Below are 26,280 nucleotides of genomic sequence, written 5' to 3'. Positions count from 1 at the left end.
ATAAAAAAATTCAGATAAAGATATCTGAATTTAGAAATTTATAGTGAAATTGTTAATCTTTAAAACCAGAAAATTTTTCAGAAGGTGGTAATTTTGGTTTTTGATAATTTTTTACTTGTTTCTTTTTATCTTTTGCCAATTGTTTTTCTGCTTCTAAACTTGCTTTTAAATCTGCTTTTTCTTGTGCAAGCATTTTTTTCGTTTCTGGATCACGCTTTTTAATTTTGATTGCTTTACGATTCTTAGCTAAATTAATTCTTTTTAGAGTTTCCTCTAAATCTAATTCACCATTAACCTTTCAAATTGTTTCAAATTGTTTCTTTGAAATTTGTTTGGCAAATCCTTCAACCTCAAATGCTTTTGTTGCGTATAAATCATTTTTCTTTGAGTCATAAAGTTTAACGACAACATCAAAAACATCACGATAACGATATTCTTTATTGCTACGAGCAATTACTTGATCAAATTCAATTGTTTTATGACGTAAATCTAACTCGTCACGCATATAAGATTTAATTATATCTTTTACTTCTTTTTGGCGTTTTTGTTTTTCTTCTCTTTTTCGTTTCCTTGATCCAATTGAAGAAACAATAAAAATGATTAAAACAACTGCCATTAAAAGTAACATTCATCATGAACTTTTTAAATTCATTATTTATTTCACCTTTTGATTTTTTTGTTATTTTTTAATTAAAATTATAAATCTTTTTCTAAGTTTGATAATAATTTTTCTGGTTTCATTGGTGTCAAAGTTATAATAAGGTTATCAATTTTCTTAATAATAAAGTATAAATCTGTTTTATTAACTTTAACATATTTGTAAGTTTTTGTTTCATCTATTTCATGGCTTGTATCAATTAATTCTTCACAATAACTTTTTAATTCTAAATCGCTCATTTTTTTTACTTTTAAACGATTTTTAATTCTTAATAGTCCGTGGTCTGAAAACTGATATTTACTTTTAAAATAATAACTCATAGCATCACCAATATTTAACATTTCCTATGTTAACATAATAATTATACTGGAAAAATCAACAAAAAACAAATTACTCTTTTTTAATTTTCTTTCTAAAATAAGAAAAGTGGTAGTATATTACTCCACTTTAAAATTCATATTCTTCTGTAATTTTGTCTAATCGTTTTTTATTTTTTAAAACTTCCTGTTTGATTTGTTTAGGTGTTTTATCGAAAGATTTTCATTTTTCCATTGCAGATGCAATTTCATCATCATAAAACTTCTTTATTAACTTAGATTGTTCATTTTCATAATTGAAATTTTTAGGTTTTTCCAATTTGTCAAGGAATGTTTGTGTTACAAATGCAATTTGCTTAACAAAACTTTTGTATTGTTCTTTTGGTCTTCCTTTTACATCAAGTAATTCTTTAGTTTTGTTTGTTACGATTTCATGAACATCAAATGATGTTCCAACTACTTTGCATAAACTATCTTTAGCATTAGATAACTCATTAATATGTAATTTTTGGATTTTATTTTCATTTTGTAATTCAATAATTTGTTGTTTTAATTTTTTTACTTCTCTTTTTCAAGGCTCTTTTTGATCTAAAATTTCCTCAGCTTCTAATTTTAAATCACTATTTTTTAAATTTAAGTCACCATTTTTTATATCTAAGATAATATTATCTTGCTTTAAAGAGTAATTTTCTTTAGTTAAATACTGATTTTTTATATCTAACATAATATTGTCTTGCTTTAAAGATCAACTTTCTTTAGTTAAATACTCATTTTTCAATTCCAATAAAATAATCTTTTGGCTTAAATTAGTTTGATCAATTTTTTCAGCAAAAGTATACAATGTTTCTTGTTTTTGAAGATTAGTTAATTGATATTCTTGATTAATTTCATCAAGAATTAAATCTTTTTGATTAATTTCCTTAATGCCACTTTTATAGAAAAAAATATCTTTATTATTAATCTTTAAAATTAACGGTTCCTCATGAGTATTTTTATCAATTTCAGAATTTCCCACTCAAACTGAAAATAATTTTTTATCTTCTTCAACTTTTAATAAAATCACTGTTTCTTGATTATTAATTTGATAAAGATTCATAGATTCATAAGTATTTTTTGGCATAATTTTTCCCCTTATTTTATTTTTTTCAAATTTTGCCTCTTCTTACAATCCAAATTTAGTATAAAACTTTAAACTTTATTTATCAATAATTTTTTAATTTTTCGATATTTTTTAAACTTAAAAACAAAAAAGTATAGGTAAAACCTATACTCTTGCTTTATTTATTCTCATTTTATTAAGTAAGTTTCTACTTCAATTCATTTTTAAAAGGACAGAATATCCAACTAAACTAGAAGCAATAAATACGATTCCAAAAATAGGTGTAAGAATGATTAAAAAGATTGCACCAATGCGAGTTTGTTGAAACATTTTTGTGTAGTTTGGATGATATAAATCATCAACTGAAATTTGAACAGGTACCTGTGTGTCATTTTCATTTTTCATTAATGTATTTCTAACAGAATCACTATCTTTAAACATATCAGGAATTTCTAGTACAACAGTAACTTGTTGCAATTGTTTATTGATAAATGCAACTTTATTGTTCACAATATATGTTCCTGCTTTATATTCTGCTTGATCAAGAATTATTTCATCTTGTTGTGCTTCTTGATAAAGTGCAGTATTAGCAAAATTTGAACCTCATAATTGTGATAATACTTTTTTTTGACGAATTCATCCAAGTCCCGAATGAGTAAAAGCATAATTATGAAATTGTTTAGCAATTTCAATATCAAATTGTACTACAGCATGTGAAAACTCATTAATATCAATATCTTCTTTATTATCAATTTTTGATTTTCATTGTTGATCAAATTTAGTATCAGCATAAAGTTTTCAAAAGTTCATAACCTCTTCATCATTTTGTTTTTCAAGTGTTAATGTTGATTGAACATCATCTTCATATGCCTTTCGTAAAAGGACATAAGTTGTATCAAAATATTGACCTTTGCCATTAAGGACAACTTTACCTTTTGGAATATACTTATCAATTACCTTATCAACACTAGTAATAAATCGTTGACTTTCCATTCCCATCCCAAAAGCTGATAATCCAAGTCCTAAACCTAACATTAAAACAAAAAAAGACAGTGTTAATCCCATTAAAATATGTTTCGAATTCTTTTTAATAAAGTTCATAGTTTCCTCCAAGTATTTTTTACTAAATAATTTATTAAATCAAATTTATTGTTATCGTTACCTTCCTTTCACATTTTGGTAAAATTATAACATAAGAAAAATTTTATGAAAATTACAAAAATAAAGCAATAAAAAATATCAGATAAATAACTTATCTGATATTTTTCTTTTTAATAAAATTTAACTACAGAACCACTTTCAAAAGCAATCGTTCCTCCATCTGTAACTCTTGGTGGAATATAATTAAGAATTGATCCATGATATGCTAAGCGCATCATTAAGTCACCAGAATTACTATATCAAATACTTGCAGCACTTTCTAAAGTCATAGTAGTTCAACCAACAGTTTTTTTAAACATACGATATCAATCTTCTGAACCAAGATTTCTATTAGCTTTTCATGAATCTCCTGTCAATGCTGTATAATCATCAAATTTTACTTTTATGCCAGGAATTTCAATTGTATTATATGTATGCAAAGCATTAATACTATTAATTCCGATTGATGATAAATTAATATTATCAATTGCAAAATATAATCAACCATTAGCATCTACATATTGTTTAACAATAGCATTATTAATATTTCATTCTTTTGCCGTAGCGAATTGTTGAATGGTATCAACTTTTTGATGATTTTGACTTACAATTGGTGCTACTGATACAGCACTAATACCGACTAAGCCAGTTAATGCGATTAAAAATCTTTTCATAAATAAACCCCCTTTAAGTTTATGAATTTATCATATATCTTTTTTTATTTTAAAACAGCACATAGTTCGTGGAATTTTTAATAATTAAAATAAAAAGAACAAAAAGAAAAAACTATCTTACATTATTAAAAGTTATTTGTTATAATAATTTTTGTTTTAAATAGTCTAAATAAAACTTGAAAACCAATTAAGGAGCAATAATGGCAAATATTAAATCACAAATTAAAAGAATTAAAACTAATGAAAAAGATCATCAAATTAATAAAAGTTTTAAAAGTAAAGTAAAAACTTCTTATAATAAAACTGTTGCAGCAATTAATAACAAAGATAAAAATTCTCAAGAATTAGTAAATGAATATTCTAGTTTAGTTGATAAAGCTGCAAGTAAAGGAATTTTTCATCCTAATAAAGCAGCTAATAAAAAATCAAAAATGACTAATAAACTTAATAAAATTAAAGAAAAAGCAAAAAAGTAGTTCAATAAGAGAACTACTTTTTTATTATTTATTTATTAAACAATTTTTTAAAATCTACCACTAAATTCTGCTTTTCTGCGAGATTTCTTTTTTGTTTTTGGTTCATCACTTTTATCAAATAAAGATTGATCCATATCATATTTTTTACCACTTAAAGCAGCACTAATTGCATTTTGATATTCACTATTAGCACGCATTACTTTATTTCTATCAAGTCTTGGATTAATTAACATTAATACAACTATAATGAATAAAGGTAAAATAGAAACTGCTGAAGTAATAATTGAGAAAATACGGAAAACAATAAAGTTAGGTAAGTTTTTCATATCTTTAACAATGTCTGGATTTAAAGTTTGATCTTTTTCAAGTCTTGTTTTAAAGTAACTATGATAATAACTATCACTTGTTTGATAAAAAGAATTAGCAACTGTAACAATTAATCAGAATAACAACAATCCTAACATAAAATAAGAAAGATGATATTTATCTCGTTGAGATCGTGGTGTCTTAATAAAACTATAAGCAAAGCCAATGTATAAAACTATTGTCATTACTGGAATTAATCAACTATTTGCTTTACTTAAAACAAAGTGAATTTTTGTTGCTTCTACACCATCTGTTCCAGCAATTAAAGTTAAATCGCCTTTAACAAAAGTAGAAATAATAATTGTAACAACAATAAATAAAACTGAAGTTAGTAACATTCCTGATAAAACTTTTTTTAAAATTGGAACAGCTTTTGGTTTACTTAAATAAGGATAAAAATTAGGATTTGTTCCAGGATGTTGTGGCAATACACCTAATTTTGATAAGTTAGCCATATCAACATTATTTAAGTTTTTCATATTAGGATTTACTGGCTGTTGTTGATTTAAGTCATTTTGCTCTTGATTATTTTGATTAAAATCATTTTCTGATTCTTGATGTAATTGAGTTGATTGAACTTCAGTTTCAGTATTAAAATTATTTAATGCAGAAATTTGATTATTAATATTTTTAAATGATTCACTATTAACAGTTTGAAAACGTTCTAATAATTCTCTTTCAACACCTTTACAACTATTAATAATAGTTACAACTAATAAATTACTATCTTCTAAAATTTCAATTGCGGTCTTTTTTTGACTTTTATTAACTGTTAAAGCAAGATCAGTAATATTAGCTGTTAATTGTAAAAATTCTTTTGCTAATTTTTTTCCAACTAATTCTTTACTTAAAGCTGATTCTAAAAAAAACAAATTTGAAATTTGTAATTCAGTATATTTTAAAATATTTTCATTAACTTTAATTTCATTTCTAACAATTGGATTACTTAAGCTATTAAAAAGAGTACTAGCAATATGGCTATATAAATTTAAATCAATAATACCATCATCATTAGCAAAATCATTATTTTTACTTACAGTTTTAACTTCTTTTGCTACTTCTGATTTATCTGAGTTAGATTGATTCAATTTTGTTTCTTTAGTTTCCTTTTCTTTTTGCTCGTTATTATTATTTAATAAATCATTATTTTTACTCATTCTTTCACCTCTTTATAATAACGATAATATTATAACTTAATTTCTACAAAAAAATAAATCAAATGCAAGATTTTTTGCTATTTTTCCCGTTTTTATTTGAAAATCTACTTCATGACCTTTAACAAGAAGTAAATTAATTGTTTTTAATTCTAATTGTAATTTCAGCAAACTATTGATTTGGATTTGTGAAATATTTAATTTAGTCATTATCTGTTGATAAGAATAATTTTTTGTTAATAATAATTTAATATTTCTCATTAATTCTAGTTGATAAATCAAAATATTAAATAAACTTCCTTTATCATAATTAATTTTTTCTCAAAAATTACGATATTGTCATCAAAAAGTTTGATAATCTTTCATTAATCAAAAATTAATTAATTGATAAGGATTTTTTACAAAATATTTACTAGCAAATTTTTCAATAATTTCTTGATCAATTTCCCGATTTAAATTAGCAATTGCTTTTAACTCATTATTAATGATATTAAGTGAATTAGGAAATTTATTAATAAAAATTGCTATTAGTTCTTGACTAAGATTAATTTGATATGTCTTGGCTTTTTCAATCACTCATTTTCTTAATTGTTCTTTTTGATAACTCTTAATTAAGAAAACATTTGCTTGAGAATTTCAAATAGTTTGACTTAAATTATTTGTTAAAAATTTCAAAATAATAATTATATCTTGATTAAGAAAATTATTAATTTGTTGATTAAACATTGTTCATAATTTCAAATTATTATTTAATAATAAATCATAATCATTAATAATCAGAACTTTTTTTTGATTAAATAAATCACTACTACTAATTTGTTGCAAAACATTTGCAATTATTACTTCTAAATTATCTTGTGCTAAATAATAAGTAGTAATTATTGCTTCTTGATCTAGTAAATTTTGTTTTTTCAAATAATCATTAACTGCTTGATTAATTAAAAAATTATCTAAACCATAAAAAATGACCATTTTTCACCTCAAAGCAATTTTAACTTAATTCTTTAATTTTCGTAAGAATTAACGCTAATTGTGTTTGATAATGTCCTAAACGTTCTTGTTGTAACTTCACTTTTTCTGGTAAAGCTTTAGCAAGAAATTGTTGATTATTTAATAATTTTTCACATCGAGCAATATCTTCTTTAATTTGCACTAATTGTTTTTGATACTTTTCTAGTTCTTGGTTTTTGTTAACTGTTAATTCAGTTTTAATTTCAACAATTGCATTAGTAATTACTTTACTAATTTTCTTATCATTTGAAAAAGAACCAAAACTAATACTAGTAATTTCACTATTAGTTAATTTTAATAAATATTTATTAAGTTGTTCTTGTTCTTTAGTAAAGAAACTTTCATTAGTATTAATATGCAATTCCAATTTTGTTTTAAAAGCTAAACTAAAATGATTACGAACTTCTCTAACAGCAATTATTACTTCAGTCAAACTATTAATAAATTGCTTAACAATTGGATTAAATTTAGTATTGGTTGCTTTTGGATAATTAGCTAATAAAATACTTTCTGAATGTCGTTTTTGATAAATTGCTTCGGTAACAAATGGTAAAAATGGATGTAACATAATTAAAATTTGTTCTAAAACATAAACCAAAGTAAATAATGATGCTTTTTTTAATTGCTCATCTTGTAAATTAACTTTACTTAATTCAATATATCAAGAACAATATTGGTTTCAAATAAAATTTGCTAAATCATGATTAACAGTAAAGAAATCATAATTATCCATGTTCTTTTCTACTTTAATAATTAATTGATCTAATTCTTGTAAAATTCATTGGTCAATATAACTATATTGTAACGATTCTGAAGTAGTCATAAAATCTTTTGGAACATTCAATAAAACATATCGTGCAGCATTTCATAATTTATTAATTAAATTTCATGCTGATTCAATCTTAATTTTACTAAATCTTAAATCTTGTCCCGGCGCTGAATTACTTACTAAAAAATAACGTAAAGCATCAGCACCATATTCTGCAATTACTTTAATTGGATCAATACCATTATTTAATGATTTTGACATTTTTCTACCTTGTTCATCACGAATTAAACCATGAATTAAAACATTAGTAAATGGTTGTTGATTAGTAAGTTCTAATCCCATTGCCATCATTCTTACAACCCAGAAGAATAAGATATCATAAGCAGTTACTAAAACATTACTTGGATAATAACTTTTAAATTCTTGTGCTTTTTTATCTGGTCAATTTAAAGTTACTAAAGGTCATAAAGCACTAGAAAATCAAGTATCTAAAACATCAGTTTCTTGTCAATAATCTTTGGCATTTTTTGGTGCATCAACACCAATATATTTTTCTTTAGTTTCTTTATGATATCAAACAGGAATTTGATGACCTCAAGTTAATTGACGAGAAATACATCAATCTTGAATATTATTAACTCATTTTAATAATTGTTCTTCAAAAAATTCTGGAAAAAAATTAGTCTTAACTTGTTGATGATTTTGAGTTTCAATAATTTTTTCAGCCATTGGTGCCATTTTAAGAAATCATTGTTGTGATAAATAAGGTTCAACGACAACATTAGTTCTTTGTGAAAAACCAACTTGATGTTGATAATCTTCAACTTTAACAACCAATTTAACTTTTTTTAAATCAGCAATTAAATTCTTTCGACAAATAAAACGATCTTGACCTGCGTACTTTGTGCCCAATTGATTAACTTTTCCTGATTCATCGAAACAAATTGGCATTGCCAAATTATGCTTTAAACCAATTTGATAATCATTAAAATCATGAGCAGGAGTACATTTCATAATTCCTGTTGCAAAAGTCATATCAACATAATCATCAGCAATTACTTTAATTAAACTATTATTAACAGGATTAATTACTTCTTGATTAAGATACTTCTTATATCTTTTATCCTTTGGATTAACAACTAAAGCTTGATCAGCAAAGATTGTTTCTGGTCTTGTTGTTGCTACAGTTAAATAACTTGATTTATCTTTTAAATAATATTTCAAGTAATATAATTTCCCATTAACTTCTTGATATTCAACTTCAATATTAGAAATTGCAGTTCTCAATGATGGATCTCAATTAACAATTTTTGTTCCTTGATAAATTAAACCTTTTTGATATAAATCAACAAAAACCTTTTTTACCGTTTCATTAACATCTTGATCTAAAGTAAATTTTTCACGACTATAATCCAATGATAAACCCATTTTTGCTCATTGGTCATGAATTATTTTTGTATATTGGTCTTTTCAACTTCAGGCATATTTAAGAAAAGTTTCTCGGTCTAAATTTGCTAAAAGAGCAGGCTTCTTCGCTTTAATCTCTGCTAAAACTTTAACTTGTGTCGCAATTCCAGCATGATCAATTCCGGGAATAAATAAAGCTTCATAACCCTTTAATCGTTTATAACGAATTAAAGCATCTTGAATTGTTCCATCTCAAGCATGACCCAAATGTAATTGTCCCGTAATATTTGGTGGTGGCAAAACAATACAAAACTTTGGCTTCTTACTTTTTGGATTAGCAACAAATAATTTTTTATTTAATCATTTTTGATACATTCCAGTTTCAATTTTTTGATGATTATATTTTGTTTCCATATTATCCATATTCTACACTTTACTCCTTTAATAAAAAATGTTCCTAAAACTTAATTTAGGAACGTTTTTAACCGCGGTACCATCCTAATTCATTTATTAACTCAAATAATAAATGCTCTTAATTGCTTGATTCTAATTTGTTAATTAAATATAAACTACCTTCAAATTAAACTTGCTTAATTTCCAGCAACCATTAAGTCTCTTTTTTTACCATTTAATTTTACTCTTTTATATTTTTTAGTTTTAATAATATTATTTTACAATTTTAATTTTAAAAAACAAGATTATCACTTGTTTCATAAAAGTATTATCTAATAACTGCTTTAAATCTTGTTATTAAAACTTTTTGAATCTGTTTTATTTCTTCACTAACTTTATCTTCATCTAATTGTTCGTCTTTACTATTAAATTCTAAGTTAAAAGTTAATGAATGTTGCTTTTCTTTTTTTAATTTATCATCTGAATAACGATCAATTAAACTTAAATTTTGTAAATTTTTAATTTTTGTCGCTCAAATTGCATTTGATATGGCAGCATAACTATATTGATCACTAATAATAATTGATAAATCACGACTTAAAGGATTATATTTTGATCAATTTTTAAACTTAATTTCTTGTCCAGTTTTAAAGTTAGCAATGATTTTTAATAACTTACTACAATTTATTTCAACTAAAAATACTTCTTGACTTAAATCCATTGCGTTAGCAATTTCAGGATGTAAAGCAGCAATAATAGCAAAGTGCAAATTATTGTAACTAATATTAGCACTTAAAAATGGATGAGTTGCTCGCATTTTAAAACTTTGATAAGTTAATTGTTGGGTAAATTTTTGACCAACTTGATGATTTAATCAAGCTTCTAAAAAACCTTTTACTAATAAATAACCATTTTCTGTTTTAATTTTGTCAGAGAAAAAGTTATTGTTAACAACAAAAGCAAAATGATGATCATATTCATCAGAATCTTGCGTGTAAATTACTTCATCAGTAAAAACTTTCAAAGCATCTTGCTTATAACTAGCATTAAGACGACAAATTTCTAATAAACTAGGTATTAAACTATAACGCATTACTTTTCTTGAAACACTCATTGGTGCCAGTAAAGTAATTGGTTTATGATAATTAAAAAAATTAAAGTCATTTAAAGATGAAGTACTAGTTAAATTATAAGTTTTCACCTGATGAAAACCATAATCTAGTAAATAATTTCTTAAACTACTCAACAATTGTGTTAACTTATTTTCTTTAATTGGCATAATTGTAAATTCTGGTTTGATTTCTGGAATTGCTTGATAACCAATAATTCGGGCAACTTCTTCAGTAAGATCATTAATATTAGCCAAATCAGAACGATGACTTGGAATTTTAACTTTAATATTTGTTAATCGTAATGGCTTAATTTGGCAACCAACAACTTTTAAAGCATTAATAATTTCAGTACTTGAAAAATTTGTTCCTAAAATTTGATTAATTTTTTGTCAATTAATTGTAATAGTATTATTTTTATTTTGATAATGAACATAATTAGTAAAACTAACAACTTCAAAACTAACAGAAAATTGATTTAATCAAAAAATTAAGCGTTGAAAAACAAATAAATAATTAGCTGGTAAAATTGGTTTACTTAATCTTTGTAAAAAACAACTATCAACATTAAAATTATTGCGCTTAATTTGTTCTTGAACTAAATAATTATCAAAATTAACAGAAAATAACATTAATGAGTTTGTTTTATCATTAGCAACAAAATTTGGTAAAGTTAAATTTCCTAAATTACTAAAAGGAATTTTCTTATTAGCAAATAAAATATCGTGTTTAAAATATTTTAAACCAGCTTTTAAATTATCATTTTTTGCTTCAATAATACTTGGATCAGTTATTTCATGACCGTTAAAACAAATAATCGGTTGCCCTAATTCTAACATTACTAAATTAAGTAAGTCATTAATAAAATTACTTGGTTTAATATTTGCTAATTGTAACATTCTTTTAATCATTGGTGCAGTAACTAGGCGATTCTGACTTAATAAATTAAGATTTAATGAAGCAAAAGCATTAATAAAATCTTTTGTATTATTTGATTTTACTAACTTAAGATTTTTAATCTTAGCAAATGAAACTTTTTTTAAAGGTAAATTAAAATAATGACTTAATTCTTGTGCCAAATAATACATCGCTAAACAATCACTACGATTTAAAGTTAACTGAATTTCAAAAATTGTTTCATCTAAGTCTAAATAATTTAACGGATTTAAACTACCAACTAATGCTTTTTCTGGCAAATGAACAATTCCTGCTAATTCAGTTTTATCTAATACTTCACGATTTACACCAAGTTCTTCTAAAGAACAAAGCATTCCATTTGACATTATTCCTTGAATTTCTCTTTTAGCAATTGCTAAACCATTAGCTAAGACACTATTAATTTGTGCAACAACAACTTTAATTCCTACTTTAACATTACTAGCACCACAAATAATTTCCAATCTTTTGTGACCAATATTAACAGTACAAAGATTTAATTTTTCACTTTTGGGATGTTTGACTATTTTTATAATTTCGCCAACAATTAAATTAGTATTACTAGTAGTTAAATTAGTAATTTTTTCAACCTCAAATCCAAGATTGTTTAAAGCAGTCGCAATTTCTTGATCTTTAATTTTTTTAATATTTACTCATTGACTAAGAATTTTTTTTGAAACTATCATTTTCTACTCCTAATTTCCTACTTAAAATTGTTTTAAAAAACGCAAATCATTATTGTAAAACAAACGAATATCATCAATACTATACTTAATCATGGCAATTCTTTCAATCCCAACACCAAAAGCAAAACCATTAATTGTTTCATCTTCAATTCCACATGCCTGAAATACATTTGGATGAATCATTCCTGAACCTAAAATTTCAATTCAACCAGTATATTTACATAAACTACATCCACGAGTAAAACATAAAGGACAACTAACATCAACTTCAGCAGATGGTTCAGTAAATGGAAAATAACTAGGTCGTAAACGAATCTTACTTTTAGCACCAAATAACTGTTGACAAAAATAATTTAAAGTTCATTTTAAATTTGCAAAAGAAATATTTTTTGCTACTAAAAAAGCATCAACTTGCATAAATTGATGAGAATGAGTTGCATCATCATCATCTTTGCGATAAACATTGCCTAAACTAATATAGGCTAACGGATTAATAACTTTACCATTTGTTGCTGATAAAATTCGTGCTGTCATATTAGTACAATGAGTTCGTAATAAAAACTTATTTTTTTCATCACTACTATTATCTAAATAAAAAGTATCTTGCATTGCTCGTGCTGGATGGTTTTTTGGTAAATTTAAACGATTAAAATTATATTCTTCATTATCAACTTCAGTACCACTAATAATTTGATATCCTAAATCCTTGAAAATTGTTGTAATTTTATCAATAATTAAAAATAATGGATTACGATAACCAATTGCTAAATCTGTCCCTGGTAAAGTTAAATCAACTTGATTTTGCTTTAATTGTTCTTCAAGAACTTTTGCTTCAATTTTTAAAATTTTTTCATTAATTAAAGTCATAATTTCGCTTTTAAATTCATTAACTAATTTACCAACTTCAGATTTTGCTTGTTGATCAAAACTATTTAATGATTTTAAAATTTCATTAAATGATGATTTTTTACCAAAATATTTTGATTTTAAAAAATGTAAGTTATTTGTTTCAGAAATTGCTTTAATATCAGATTTTGCTTTGATTGAAATTTTATTTAAATTTTCTTTAATTTTATCTAGTTGATTCATTTTTTCACCAATCATTTATCTTTACTCTTATTTTAATACATTATGATAATTTATTAGTAATAAATAAAGAATATATCGTAATTGCAACACTAGTTGCTAAATTTAATGATTCAACATTATTAGTTGTTTTAATTAAAATATTTTCATCAACTAAGTTCCTTAAATCTTGATTAATTCCTTTTCCTTCATTACCAAATAAAATAGCATTTTTTGCTTGAAATTTAATTGTCTCTAAAGTTTTTGGTTTGTTTGTTTCATGTAAAAAAGTACCATATAAATAATAATTTTCTTTTTTCAATTTTATAATTAAAGATATTAAATCACAATATTCGACACTAACATTAAAAATTGCACCTTGACTAGCACTAATAACTTTATGATTATAAAGGTCAACACTATCATTAGATAGAAAAATTTTATTAATTCCAAAAGCACTACAACTTCGTAAAATTGCTCCAAGATTACTTGGATCTTGAATTTTGTCTAATAATAAAACATTATTAGGGCTTTTTTCGGTAACAACTTTAAACTTACATAAAGCAATAATTCCTTGTGGTGTTACTTCTTGACTAATTTTTTTAATAATTGCTTGATTAACTAAAATAATTTTTATATTTTTTGGTAATTTGTTTTGATAATTATCTAGTTGATTATTCAAAATAAAAACTGTTAATACTACTTCTGCTTCTAAAGCTTTTTCTACCAAATGTCAACCTTCAACTAAAAACTGATGGTTTTGATAACGATTTTTACTTTTTTGTAAAGTTCTTAAATATTGAATTAAAGGATTATTAACTGCAGTAATTTCTTTCATAATTAAATTTCAACCTTACTATTTTTTAAAATTTTTTTAATATCACGATAGTTAGGACAATATAAAGCAACTAAATTTCAAAATTCTGCTTGATGATGTGGATAAATTAAATGAATCAATTCATGAATGATAACATAATCAATTACTTGATAACTAAAATGAATTAATTTAACATTTAAAACAATCTTTCCTGCTTGATGAAAGCATACTCCTCATTTTGTTTTCATTATTCGTAAATCAAAATCATTAGCATTAATTTGAAGAATTCTTTGTCAATATCTTAATCGTTCTAAAAATATTGGTCGAGCAATAGTTTTTAAAAATTGATTTATTTTTTGTAATAAAACTATTTGCTGATTTTTATTACTTAATAATAAAGGAGTATAAATAAAAAAACTATCATCACTAATAAAAAACTTAGTTTTGTTTTGATAATTAAGAACTATTGGTAATTTTTTATCTAAAAAATAAATAAAAGCTTCGGGAGTAAAAGCAAAGCGAGTAACTATTAATTCATTATTTCTTAATTGTTTAATTAATTTTGGTAAATTACTTTTAACAAAATCTTCAATCACTTCAGGCTTAACAAAAAAAGGAGCGCTCACAATTATTTGCTGCTCTTTTAATTTTAAATAAAGGTGTTTTTGTTGACGATAATTAACAATATACTCTCAATTTTGATTTTGATAAAAAATTGTTTTAACTTCCATTTGCGCTCCTAAAAATTCATTTTAATAATTTTGTTCTTGACGTAAATGATTAATTTTATTTTTTGCTAAATAGGCATTAAAAATATCATCTTTAGTAAAATCACATTTTTGCGCAATTGTATAATAAATATTAAATCATTTTTCAATTGTTGCTAAATCTTTTTCTTGTTGTAATTTTAAAGTTGTTGCAAATAAATCTAAAAAAGCTAAAGTTAAAGTTTGATAATGTTGAAAATTAATTTTTAAATCAGAAATTTTTGATGATAGTCCACAATCATTAGCAATACTAATAATAAAATGAAGTCCATCAATATATTCTTCTAATAAAATCTTTTTTTCTGATGATGGTTTTGAACTTCAATATTTAAAACATCGTTGTTCATTAGCAAACTCAGCAATTTCAATCATTAAAGCTAAAAATTTAGCATTTAAAATTTCTTGATTGTCTTGAAGTAATCTTGTTATTGAAATCTTTTGATCTAATTCTACTTGTAATTTAATAATTGTCATCAATTGTTCTTTACTTAACATCCTATAAATCCACTACTTTCTAATCTTTAATTTATTTTATCATTTTTTAATTAAAGCAAAATAAAAATCTTGTTATTTCAATTAATAACAAGATTTTAATCTTTATTAAATTACGCTGATTTAGCTACTGTAACAATCTTTTTAAATTCTTCTGGATGATTAATTGCTAACTCTGATAATGTCTTACGATTTAATTCAATTCCAGCTTTTTTTAATCCATCAATAAATTTAGAATATGATAATCCTTCAGCTCTAACTGCAGCATTAATTCTTGTAATTCATAATTTACGAAAATCACGCTTACGATTTTTTCGATCACGGTAAGCATAAGCTAAAGAATTCATTACTTGTTCATTAGCTGTACGATATAAGGTACTTTTTGATCCGTAATATCCTTTAGCTTGTTTTAAAACTTTTTTACGACGGTGATTTGTGGTATATCCACCTTTAACTCTTGCCATATTTTCTTACTCCTTGTTTTAAATTAAATCTTTTAGTCGAGTGTAATCAGATTTAGAAACTGTTGTTCATCCTCGAGATTGACGTTTTTGTTTTGTTGTTTTGTGTGGTGCTAAGTGTGAAACAAAAGCACTTCCACGCATTCATTTCCCTGTTCCAGTTACTTTAATTCTTTTTTTCAACGCTTTTTTTGTTTTCATTTTTGGCATCTGTTTTACCTCCAGCATTAATCTTCTTTTGTTTTTAATGTTAAATAAATATTAAAGAAATTTCCTTCTGTTTTATATTTTGATAAATTATTTAAATCTTTATCGCTAATAGCAATATCACTTACTTCATTATAAAACATTTGTAATTTTTCAAAACCAAGTTCACGATATTCATTTTCGCGACCACGATATTTTAAAGATACTTTTACTTTGTCACCTTTTAATAAAAAATCTCTTGCTTTTTTAGCTTTAACTTTTAAATCATGATCACCGATATTAACTGTTAAGCGAACTTCTTTTTCTTTAATAATATTAGCTCTTTGCGTTTTGCGTTGTATCTTTTCTTTTTGTTCTTGTTGATAACGGTAATGGTCAAAATTAACAATTTTGCAAACGGGTGGTTTTGAATTGGGTGAAATACATACAAGATCAAGATTCATACTTTGTGCTTTTGCCAAGGCATCTGACTTTTTCATTACACCTAAATTTTTACCATCATTTGAAATTACTAAAAATTCTTGAAAAGGAATTTTTTCATTTCATAAATCATCTTGCTTTTTATTTGCCATATAACCTCCAATTAATAAGCATTAATAAAAGTGTGCATAAATGCACACTCACCATTAAATCTTCTTTAGTTATTTAAAAATAACTTTAAAGCATTTAACCTATAGTAACTTAACTATCAGGTGAGTGAAAACTACTTTCTTTATGCTAATAAGCATTATAGCAACTTTTATTTAAAAAAACAAGGACTAATTACTAGAATTAGCCCTAATTTTATCGCATTTACTTAATTGTAATTTCTCTAATTTCTTCACTTCGCATGAAAAGAATCTTGCTACCAATTTTTGCTCCGTATGACTGAGCAATATAAGAAATTTCTTCATCTGATTTAATAAATTTTTCATAATCATCAACCTTAGTCATAAAGATTGAATGATAACAACCAAACGCTGTATATAATTTTTCATTACTTGAAACACCAAGAATTACTGTATTAGGACGAAACTTTGAAAGTGCTTTTAACAATTCACCAGTTTTTGATAAAACAACAGCATATTCATAATCACCTGTTTTACACTTTTGTGCTAACTTTTTAACAATTGCTGCTCTTGGCCCAGTTGTTGAATTCATAGCATCTTGAAATTGTTTTTCGTAATATAATTTTGAATAAAATTCCATTTCAGCACGACGATTAATTGTTGCCATAGTAGAAGTAGCAATAAGTGGGTAAGTACCATTAGCAGATTCACCTGATAGCATTGTTGCATCAGCACCTAATTCGGTAGCAAAATAAACATCAGTAACTTCTGCTCTTGTTGGTGATGGATTATCTGTCATTGATTCTAACATTTGCGTTGCAACAATTACTAACTTACCAGCTTTACGGCATTTTCTAATTAAAATTTTTTCTCAGTATGGTACATCATAGTAAGGAATTTCTAAACCTAAATCACCACGAGCAACCATAATTCCATCAGAAGCAGCAATGATTTCATCAATATTATCAATACCAACTTGTGATTCAATTTTTGAAATAATTTCAATATTTTCTGCTTTTAATTTTTTCAATAAATTACGAATTTGTTTAACATCAGCTGCAGTATTAACAAATGAAGCTGCAATATAATCAATTCCTTGTTTAACACCAAAAGTAATATCATTAATATCTTTTTCTGATAAAAATGGTAAAGAAAATTTAATTCCAGGTAAATTAATTCTTTTATTAGTTTTCAATAAATGTTGATTAAAAGCCTTAGTTTCAACTACTCCAGGTTTAACTGAAATAACATCTAATTGTAATTTACCATCATCAACTAAAATAACATTCCCTGGCTTTAAATCTTTTGACATATCATAAGATACAGTCATTTCACTAGGGCCACAAATTTTCTTTTGATAATCAGTAATTTTAGTATAAACAGTAACAACACTATCTTTAACAATTAACTGTTTATCATCAAGCATTTTCCCAACTCTAATTTCTGGACCTTTAGTATCCAACATAACTGAAATCGGTTTACCAATTTTTTCCATTACTTGTTTTGCTCAAACAATTCTTGCGCCTTGTTCTTCATGATCACCATGAGAAAAGTTCAAACGAACTGTTGTCATACCATTAATAAATAACTGTTGAATTGCAGCAGCCGAATTGGTTGCTGGACCAATTGTTGTAATTATTTTTGTTCTTTTATTATATTTTGTAACATCGGGTTTTTCTACATTATTTTTAGACATATATTTTCTCCATTTTCTTTATACATAATATAAAAATATTCTAAAATAAATTATATACTATTTAGTATAAAATATAAAACTGCTTTAACTTTAAATTTTAAAAATTATTTAGAATTAATAAAAAACATAATACATTTATCTGCACTATGTTTCCTAAAGTATCAATTTCCAAAAATTAAACTCAAATACTTTGAATACTATTTCAAGTATTAATCCTTTTTTGATTTTGAACAAATTGTTGATTAATTGCTTCTTCAAACTTATTACTATTATCTTCTAATTCTAAGTTTAATAATTTGATACATATTTTTTCTCTTAATTCATAATTAGTTAAAAAATTCAAAATAAAATTACCAAATTTATATAAGTCAGATATATCAATTGTACTAAGTTCTTTTTCCAATTCTTTTAAACTAGCTTGTAACTGACTTTTTTCTTTATTTGTTTCAATTTTAAAAAAATTATTTTCCAAAAAAACAAAATCAACTTCAATTTCATTATTATATTTTCTTATTAAATTTGGAATTGCAATAATAAAACTTAAATCCTTTAAAAAAGAATTATCTTTATCCATTTTCTTATTAATTTTTATCTTTTCAATAAAATTATCAATTTTTTCTTTATTTTTACTTAAAAATTTAAATAATAAATAATTATAATGTGTCATTTGTTTTAAGATAAAACCTTTTATAAATTGATAATCTTGTGCCATTTTATTTGCTTTTTTAAGAATATATGATTTTTTAAATTCATTAAGCAAATCTTGCTTTTTTGTTACCATCATATTTAATCTCCTTAAAATGTTTTATTATTAATATTATACTAAAATTCAGGTTTTGACTCTAAATAATATTATTATTTTTGAATTAAAAAATTTTTCTTTAATTTATTATTATTTATTTTTCAATTTTTATACTCGCTTGCTTTTATTTTATTCATACTATTATTATATGAGTTTAAATTTGATTCATTTTTTTCATTAGATTGATCAAACTCATTAGTAATATCATGATTTTCAGGAGAATATTCTTTTGTAATACTTTTATGTACATTATCAACTTGTGAAACTAAAATCTTTTCTTGTAACTTAAGAGACTCTACAGCAATTTCATTTGCCTGTTTAGTTAATTTATAAACTAAATATGCAAAGAAAGTCGTTGTTCCAAATGAGCAGATACTAATTAATATTGTCATTGCTTCATAATAAGACATCTAAACTCCTACATTTCTTATTAATTATTTAACAACTTTAAACACTAATCCCTGTAATTAATATAATTGTACAAAAATTATTCTATTATATAAATAGCATTTTAATATTTTTTCAAAATTTATTAAAAAAATAGACTGATCTAAATCAGTCTTATTAATTTAATACTAACTTTTATTATTAATTTCTTTTAATAATTTTCTTACTAAAACTTCTTTCGTCACACTAAGATCATGTTTTTGGTCTTGATAAGTATGATAGGTAATTTTTTTAGTTTTTAATTCTTTATTACCAATGACAACAATATAAGGAATTTTTTCTTCATGCGCAAGCTTAATTCTTTTACCTAACGTTTCAGTACTACTAATTATTGCCCGAATATTTTTTGCTTTAAAAGCATCACAAACAACAGTACTATATGCCATAATTTCTTCACTATTATTAATTGGTAAAATTACTAATTGTTTTGGTGCTAATCATAATGGAAAAACACCTTGTGTTTGTTCTAATAAAGTTGCAATAAATCGTTCATAAGTTCCAATAATTCCACGATGAATAATAACAGGATGTCGTTCTTGATTTTGATTATCAATATAAGTTAAATTAAAACGCTTTGGTAATAAGAAATCAAATTGAATTGTTGAAATTGTTACTTCATGACCTAGTGCTGTTTTAATTTGCACATCAAATTTTGGACCATAAAATGCTGCTTCACCAATCATTTCTTTATACTTTAGCTTTAATTCATTCAAGACTTCTCGTAAAGCATTTTCTGATGTATTTCACATTTCATCATCTTGATAATATTTTTCAGTATCTTTTGAATCTCTTAATGATAAAGATAAATAATCATATTTAATTTTGAATGTTCTTAATACTTCAGCAATTAAATGAAAGCATCGTTTAAATTCTTCTTTCATTTGATCAGGTCGTGCAAAAATATGAGAATCAGTTAATTCCATTGATCTTACTCGTTCTAAACCTGTCAAAGCACCACTAGCTTCATAACGATATAATAAAGCATGTTCACTTAAACGAATTGGTAAATCACGATAAGAACGAGCAGTAGCTTGATAAATCATACAATGATGAGGACAAGTCATTGGTCGTAAAACTAACATCTCATTATCTTTTGCAATTGGACTAAACATATTTTCACGATAATGATCTCAATGACCACTTTTTTTATATAAATCAACTGAACCTAAAACAGGAGTAGCAACTTCTTGATAATCTCATTTAAATTCTTGTTGACGTAAATATTCTTGAATTGTTTTTTTAATTATCATTCCATTTGGTAAAAATAAAGGTAAGCCTTTACCAACTTCATCATTAAACATAAAAATGCCTAATTTTTTACCCAAAAAACGATGATCTCTGTTTTTTCTTGCAACAATTTGGTTTATTTTCGTTTCCAATGCTTCTTTTGTTCAATCAGCAATTCCAGTAACTCTTTGTAATTGTTTATTTTTATCACTACCCAATCAATAAGCACCTGTAATACTTGTTAATTTAAAATGTTTAATCAATTGACTAGTGCCAACAGCAACACCTGAAGCAATCATTTTTACTTTATTATTAACTAAATAAGAACATATTTGATCATTAATTTGATTAAGTTTTGCATATTCTTGAACATAAGGATTATCTTGATAAGTTTCTAATGTCGTTTTTAAATCTTGACAAAAAAGTGAAATTGGAAAATTTGTATTTAAAACTTTAGTCATTTCCTCACTTAATTTTAAAAAATCTTCTTGTTTTAATTGTTGTTGATAATCAAAGTCTAAATAAAAGCCATCTTCATAATTATTAGCAACGGCAAGTATTGCTTCTGGATACAATTTTTTCATTACATAAGCTAAAACTAAAGCGCAACCATAATTTAATGCTTTTCAGCCTTCTAAATCTTTTTGAAAAATAAATTGAACTGTTGCATCATTATTAATTTTAGCGAATAAATCATGAACTTTATCATTTAAGAAAAAAGCAACAATTTGATTCTTATCTTTACTTGGATAATATTTCTGCAGTAAATCATAACCAGTAATTGCTTGATTAAGTTTAATATTATTAATTTTATTTTTTTCATCTAAAATTTTTACTTCCATAATTTCAAATCTTTCTTTTTGTTAATTATTATAATTTAATATCATTTTAACATTATTAATAATAAATGAAAAAATTTAAAAAATAAAAACTTAGAAAGATACTAGAATGCACCTCAAAAAGTAGACACGAAAATAAAAAGTTATCTGAAACTACTTATGGAGGTACATTTTTATGCAAAGAATATTTATTAAATTTTAATTAAATGATTATTAGAAATCTGATACTTTGTATAATATGTATTATTAGTTACTCAAGTATTACTTATTGAGTCAAACAAGCGATTTTTATTTACAATTAAAGTTTTAATTTCAAGTGTATAACCTTCTTGATATGCAATCTTTAGCAAATCATTTTTTCCAATAATGTTAGCAACATTATCAGCACCTGTTAAAGATACTGATTTAATAACTTCACCAGTTTGATTTCTAATAGTTATTGTATAATAAACATTTGGTTTTTGTGTTACATCAAGTCCAGTTCCTGATCCAGCAAAATAAAACTTGTGATTTTCTTTATCTAGACCAATGATTCCTCGTTGATAATAAGCATAACCAATTAAACTAATTGTGTCGTCAAAAGAAACTTGAGCAAAATATAAATAATTATTACTTAATAAACCTTCGTCTTTAACAACAAATTTGATTTGAACATAATATTTACCATCTTGCATGAAATAATTCATTCAATTAAAACGGATATCATTTCACATTATATTTTTATTTTCTGAAATATCAAAAAAATTAGTAAAATTATTTTCATTAATTGTCGTTCCAAAAGCAACTACCTGTTTTGCTTTAATTTCAGATTTAATAGTTGATACTTGATATTTTGGTAATTGTCATTCAATAATAGGTTGATGAGTTCCATTAATAACATTTTCTCAAATATTATTTTTTAATGTTGGCAATTGTTCAACTGCCTTTCTAGTATCATCTGTTATGTTAAAACCTCATTTTTGAAAAAATGGAATTAAATTACGATTAGTAACTTTTGATGTGATTTTAACAAAATCTTGCTGCATATTTGAAACACTTAAATAATCAGTACGATATAGTTGTGATAATGTTGGATAAAAATTATCACCAAAAGCCATTTTTAACTGTCAAAACATTGTTAATTTAACAAATAAATCTGATTGCTTATTATAATCTTTATTCGTATCATTAGAATTTAAAAATGCTTTTACCTTTGTGATATTACTTGTTCCATCAACATTGCCACCAATTGCACCAAACATTTTCTCTTGCGCATACAAAGCACTAATATTAACTGTAACTTCTGTTAAATCACCACTTCATTTATATTGTGGTGTTTGATAAGTATGACCAATTTCATGTCATAATCCTCATTGATTATTAGATTTTCTAGTAAAAAGATCTCTTCCAGCATTAAAATGATTATGAAAAGCAAGATAATAATTATTTGTATAAGCATAACTACTACCACTATCATCAGGATTAGCAATATGAATAAATTGCGGATATTTTTTTGCTACACCTGAATATTTTTCATTTAAGCCATAAGCTTCATTTGTATATTTTCAAATTTGATCTCAAGCTAAAATATTTTCATTAATATTAACTCCTACAGCAGGTATCACTTGATTTTTAAACATTTGAGTTTGGAATGTTCCAAAAACATGTTTTGAGATAACTTCAACAAAAAAAGATTTTGTGTTCATAATTTCATTAAAAAAATCTGCTTGATTAGTTTCATTAACAATAAATATTGGAACTTTTATCGGATCATTAGTAATAGTTAAAATTTTAACTTTATTAGTAAAACGATAATCCTTCAAATATAACATTCCCGAATTTTTAGGTGTAATAGTTATATTATCACCAACAATTTTAACAGTTTCAAATCCAACATCCTTACCATCATTTAAACCTTGATAACTACGATATTGACCAATTGTTAAATATAATAAATCATTTGCTTTTGCATCTTTATTAATTTTAATCTGATATTCTTTGTCTTTTTCTAAAAAATAACCAGTTGGTGTAAAAAATGAATGTTGAAAAGAGCGATTTTCGCTTGCTAAAAGTGTTTTTTCAATATAACTATAGTCATTACTTTGATCTAAAATATCAGTAATTTGTTCTTTTGTTTTAACTTGATTATGAGAATAAACTCCAAAATTTGGTAATACTACGGCTGTTGTTAATAAACCTGTTAATGATAAAATTTTTTTCATTTTAAATACCCCTATCTTTAAAATTATTTATGTAATAAAATTATAAACTATATTTAAAAAAAATAAAAATTGAACAGTATGTTCTATGAATTGTAGAACAGATGTTCAATTTTTTAATAATTATTTTTTATAAAAAATTCCTGATAATCGTAAAATCTTACTAACAGCAGCAGAACGATCACTTCTTTGCATACTTAAAGCAACATGAATTGGTAGAACAGTTAACTTATTGCCTTGTAAAGCAATAATAACACTAGAATCTCCTTTTTTATCAGCTTGTTCAACAGCAAAGATTCCCATCATAGTTGCAAGATAACGATCAGATGCGCTTGGTGCGCCACCTCGTTGAATTTGTCCTAATACTGTTGCTCTTGTTTCTACTTTTAATTCTTGTTCAATATTTTTTGCTAATTTTTTAACATCATATAAATTCTCTGTTACTAAAACAACAATTGAACTTAAACTTTGTTTATGATGTAAATCTTTAACAATATTAATTAATTCATGTTCTGGAATTTTTGGATTGCCCGGTGTTGCAACTAAATCAGCATTAACTGCTGCATGAATTGCTAAATCACCACAATGACGACCCATAACTTCAACAATTGAAATTCTTGAATGAGAATTTGATGTATCACGAATTCGGTCAATTGCCTCAACAACTGTATTTAATGCTGTATCAAAACCAATTGTCACATCAGTTGAAACAACATCATTATCAATCGTTCCTGGAATCCCAATACATTGAATTCCCAATTCACTTAATTTTTGTAAACCAGCAAAAGTACCATCGCCACCAACAGCAATTAAAACACCAACTCCAAATTCATCTAAAATCCTTTTGGCTTTTTTTCTCGTTTCTTCTTCTTCAAAAGCTTTAAAACGAGCACTACCAAGGATTGTTCCACCAATTTTAGTACTATTAGTAATTAATTGTTTTCAATGATCATCAATTTCAAAAATTTCTTTTTTTAAAATCCCTTGATAACCACCTTTAATTAACAATAATTCTCATGGTTTTTTCTCTTCCGGAGTAAGATTTTTATTTGTTTGTTTTTCTGAATTCATTGCTTTCACTGTTTTATAAACAGCATGAATAACATTATTCATTCCTGGAGCATCACCACCAGAAGTTAAAATTGCAATTTTTCTTTTTTTACTTATTTCGCTCATAACAAACCCCATTTTGTGTTTTAAATATTTTTTAAGTTATAAAAAACTTTAGGCCCTAAAAATTCTGCTTGATTTGCTAAATCAGCATTAATTGTTAATAAACGATTATATTTAGCAATTCGATCAGTTCTTGACATTGAACCAGTTTTAATTTGACCTGTATTAAACGCAACAGTTAAATCAGCAATTGTAGTATCTTCAGTTTCACCTGAACGATGAGAAACAACAGCAGTTCATCCAGCTTTTTGACACATTTGAATTGCTTCAATAGTTTCAGTTAAAGTTCCAATTTGGTTTAATTTAATTAAAACAGAATTAGCAAGTCCTTCTTTAATACCTTCAGCAATAATTTTTGGATTTGTAACAAATAAATCATCACCAACAATTTGAATTTTATTATTAATTTTTTCAACTAATAATTTAAATCCTTTTTTGTCACCTTCTGCTAAACCGTCTTCAATTGAAATAATTGGATATTTCTTTGTTAAAGAAACTAAATAATCAACCATTTCTTCTGATGATCATACTTTTTTAGTTTTAGCATCTTTATCTCTTTTAGCTCCTAAAATATATTTACCATTATGATAAATTTCACTAGCAGCACAATCCATAGCAATCATTATATCAGTTTTTGGTTGATAACCAGCTTTTTTAATCGCTTCAATAATTAAGTCTAAAGCTGCTTCAGTACTATTTAAATCAGGGGCAAATCCACCTTCATCACCAACAGCAGTTACTAAACCTTTCGCTTTTAAAATATCTTTTAAATTATGAAATGTTTCAGCTGCCATTTGAATTGCATGATTAAAATCTTTTGCTCCAACTGGCATAATTAAAAATTCTTGAAAATCAATATTATTATCAGCATGAGCACCACCATTAATAACATTAAACATTGGCACTGGCAATTGACATGCATTAGCACCACCTAAATAACGATATAATGGTAAATCAAGTTCATCTGCTGCTGCTTTAGCAATTGCTAAAGAAGCACTTAAAATTGCATTAGCTCCTAATTTTGATTTATTTTCAGTTCCATCTAATTTAATCATTAATTGATCTAAATATTTTTGTTCTGAAACTTCTTGACCAATAATTGCTTTAGCAATTGTTGTATTAACATGTTCAATAGCTTTTAAAACACTCTTTCCTTGATAAATCTTTGCATTTTTATCTCGTAATTCAATTGCTTCTCTTGAACCAGTTGAAGCACCAGAAGGAACAAGCGCGATTCCATAACCACCAAATTCAGTTCAAATTTCTGTTTGAATTGTTGGATTACCACGAGAATCAATCACTTGCAAAGCTCGAACATTAATAATTTTTGACATTGTATTTTATTA

24 protein-coding genes are annotated in these 26,280 nt (G+C 24.9%); 1 reads left to right on the top strand and 23 read right to left on the bottom strand.

Features of this window, described 5'->3' with window-relative positions; all coding sequences use genetic code 4:
- Positions 1 to 52: 52 nt before the first annotated feature.
- The 5 genes from LT335_RS02895 to LT335_RS02875 all read right to left on the bottom strand — a co-directional run bounded on the left by LT335_RS02895 (position 53) and on the right by LT335_RS02875 (position 3,888).
- Complete coding sequence (locus LT335_RS02895) at positions 53 to 652, bottom strand: hypothetical protein (protein WP_249728524.1); 600 nt, start codon at positions 650 to 652, stop codon at positions 53 to 55.
- Between the two features lie 44 nt (positions 653 to 696).
- A complete protein-coding gene (locus tag LT335_RS02890; RefSeq protein ID WP_249728522.1) occupies positions 697 to 999 on the bottom strand; it encodes a hypothetical protein in 303 nt (100 codons plus the stop codon).
- 106 nt (positions 1,000 to 1,105) lie between these two features.
- Complete coding sequence (locus LT335_RS02885; protein ID WP_249728520.1) at positions 1,106 to 2,095, bottom strand: hypothetical protein; 990 nt, start codon at positions 2,093 to 2,095, stop codon at positions 1,106 to 1,108.
- 144 nt (positions 2,096 to 2,239) lie between these two features.
- Complete coding sequence (locus LT335_RS02880) at positions 2,240 to 3,175, bottom strand: hypothetical protein (RefSeq protein WP_249728519.1); 936 nt, start codon at positions 3,173 to 3,175, stop codon at positions 2,240 to 2,242.
- Between the two features lie 170 nt (positions 3,176 to 3,345).
- Positions 3,346 to 3,888 (bottom strand): hypothetical protein, encoded by a 543-nt coding sequence (locus tag LT335_RS02875; RefSeq protein ID WP_249728518.1) that lies wholly within the window; start codon positions 3,886 to 3,888, stop codon positions 3,346 to 3,348.
- Between the two features lie 200 nt (positions 3,889 to 4,088).
- Here LT335_RS02875 and rpsT point away from each other — a divergent pair, with 200 nt between their 5' ends.
- Complete coding sequence (gene rpsT, locus LT335_RS02870; RefSeq protein ID WP_249728516.1) at positions 4,089 to 4,364, top strand: 30S ribosomal protein S20; 276 nt, start codon at positions 4,089 to 4,091, stop codon at positions 4,362 to 4,364.
- Between the two features lie 47 nt (positions 4,365 to 4,411).
- On the opposite strand, the gene LT335_RS02865 is transcribed toward rpsT, so the two are convergent.
- The 18 genes from LT335_RS02865 to eno all read right to left on the bottom strand — a co-directional run bounded on the left by LT335_RS02865 (position 4,412) and on the right by eno (position 26,268).
- Entirely contained in the window at positions 4,412 to 5,887 is a 1,476-nt protein-coding gene (locus LT335_RS02865; RefSeq protein ID WP_249728515.1) for a hypothetical protein, read from the bottom strand.
- A gap of 36 nt (positions 5,888 to 5,923) precedes the next feature.
- Entirely contained in the window at positions 5,924 to 6,856 is a 933-nt protein-coding gene (holA, locus tag LT335_RS02860; RefSeq protein WP_249728513.1) for a DNA polymerase III subunit delta, read from the bottom strand.
- Positions 6,857 to 6,875: 19 nt separating this feature from the next.
- The gene (locus LT335_RS02855) at positions 6,876 to 9,494 is read right to left on the bottom strand and encodes a valine--tRNA ligase (protein ID WP_249728512.1); all 2,619 of its coding nucleotides are present in this window, start codon (positions 9,492 to 9,494) and stop codon (positions 6,876 to 6,878) included.
- Between the two features lie 298 nt (positions 9,495 to 9,792).
- Positions 9,793 to 12,195: a phenylalanine--tRNA ligase subunit beta gene (gene pheT, locus LT335_RS02850; protein ID WP_249728510.1), complete on the bottom strand. Its 2,403-nt coding sequence runs from the start codon at positions 12,193 to 12,195 to the stop codon at positions 9,793 to 9,795.
- Positions 12,196 to 12,216: 21 nt separating this feature from the next.
- Positions 12,217 to 13,284, bottom strand: a complete 1,068-nt coding sequence (gene pheS, locus LT335_RS02845; RefSeq protein WP_249728508.1) for a phenylalanine--tRNA ligase subunit alpha — start codon at positions 13,282 to 13,284, stop codon at positions 12,217 to 12,219.
- Positions 13,285 to 13,324: 40 nt separating this feature from the next.
- A complete protein-coding gene (locus tag LT335_RS02840) occupies positions 13,325 to 14,098 on the bottom strand; it encodes a TrmH family RNA methyltransferase (protein WP_249728506.1) in 774 nt (257 codons plus the stop codon).
- A 2-nt stretch (positions 14,099 to 14,100) separates the two neighbouring features.
- Positions 14,101 to 14,808, bottom strand: a complete 708-nt coding sequence (locus tag LT335_RS02835) for a M48 family metallopeptidase (RefSeq protein WP_249728505.1) — start codon at positions 14,806 to 14,808, stop codon at positions 14,101 to 14,103.
- A gap of 21 nt (positions 14,809 to 14,829) precedes the next feature.
- Positions 14,830 to 15,339, bottom strand: coding sequence for a dUTP diphosphatase (locus tag LT335_RS02830; protein WP_249728503.1), 510 nt, complete (start codon positions 15,337 to 15,339; stop codon positions 14,830 to 14,832).
- 110 nt (positions 15,340 to 15,449) lie between these two features.
- Positions 15,450 to 15,800 carry a 50S ribosomal protein L20 gene (gene rplT / locus LT335_RS02825; protein ID WP_249728501.1) on the bottom strand — a complete coding sequence of 117 codons (351 nt, stop codon included), beginning with the start codon at positions 15,798 to 15,800 and terminating at the stop codon, positions 15,450 to 15,452.
- Positions 15,801 to 15,818: 18 nt separating this feature from the next.
- The gene (gene rpmI / locus LT335_RS02820; protein ID WP_249728499.1) at positions 15,819 to 16,007 is read right to left on the bottom strand and encodes a 50S ribosomal protein L35; all 189 of its coding nucleotides are present in this window, start codon (positions 16,005 to 16,007) and stop codon (positions 15,819 to 15,821) included.
- A gap of 17 nt (positions 16,008 to 16,024) precedes the next feature.
- Positions 16,025 to 16,576, bottom strand: coding sequence for a translation initiation factor IF-3 (infC, locus tag LT335_RS02815; protein WP_249728497.1), 552 nt, complete (start codon positions 16,574 to 16,576; stop codon positions 16,025 to 16,027).
- Positions 16,577 to 16,796: 220 nt separating this feature from the next.
- A complete protein-coding gene (gene pyk / locus LT335_RS02810; RefSeq protein ID WP_249728495.1) occupies positions 16,797 to 18,248 on the bottom strand; it encodes a pyruvate kinase in 1,452 nt (483 codons plus the stop codon).
- Positions 18,249 to 18,423: 175 nt separating this feature from the next.
- The gene (locus LT335_RS02805; RefSeq protein ID WP_249728493.1) at positions 18,424 to 19,032 is read right to left on the bottom strand and encodes a hypothetical protein; all 609 of its coding nucleotides are present in this window, start codon (positions 19,030 to 19,032) and stop codon (positions 18,424 to 18,426) included.
- 71 nt (positions 19,033 to 19,103) lie between these two features.
- Positions 19,104 to 19,460, bottom strand: a complete 357-nt coding sequence (locus LT335_RS02800) for a hypothetical protein (RefSeq protein WP_249728492.1) — start codon at positions 19,458 to 19,460, stop codon at positions 19,104 to 19,106.
- Positions 19,461 to 19,625: 165 nt separating this feature from the next.
- Complete coding sequence (gene thrS / locus LT335_RS02795) at positions 19,626 to 21,566, bottom strand: threonine--tRNA ligase (RefSeq protein WP_249728490.1); 1,941 nt, start codon at positions 21,564 to 21,566, stop codon at positions 19,626 to 19,628.
- A gap of 188 nt (positions 21,567 to 21,754) precedes the next feature.
- On the bottom strand, positions 21,755 to 23,764 hold the full coding sequence (locus LT335_RS04570) for a M60 family metallopeptidase (protein ID WP_249728489.1): 2,010 nt from the start codon (positions 23,762 to 23,764) through the stop codon (positions 21,755 to 21,757).
- 120 nt (positions 23,765 to 23,884) lie between these two features.
- Positions 23,885 to 24,937, bottom strand: coding sequence for an ATP-dependent 6-phosphofructokinase (locus LT335_RS02785; protein ID WP_249728487.1), 1,053 nt, complete (start codon positions 24,935 to 24,937; stop codon positions 23,885 to 23,887).
- Positions 24,938 to 24,957: 20 nt separating this feature from the next.
- Entirely contained in the window at positions 24,958 to 26,268 is a 1,311-nt protein-coding gene (gene eno, locus LT335_RS02780; RefSeq protein WP_249728485.1) for a phosphopyruvate hydratase, read from the bottom strand.
- Between the last annotated feature and the right edge of the window lie 12 nt (positions 26,269 to 26,280).

It is taken from the genome of Spiroplasma attinicola (assembly GCF_023509825.1).
Lineage (GTDB): Bacteria > Bacillota_I > Bacilli_A > Mycoplasmatales > VBWQ01 > Spiroplasma_D > Spiroplasma_D attinicola.
Note: the sequence above shows the minus strand (reverse complement) of the source record. Positions and strands in the feature narration are given on the sequence as shown.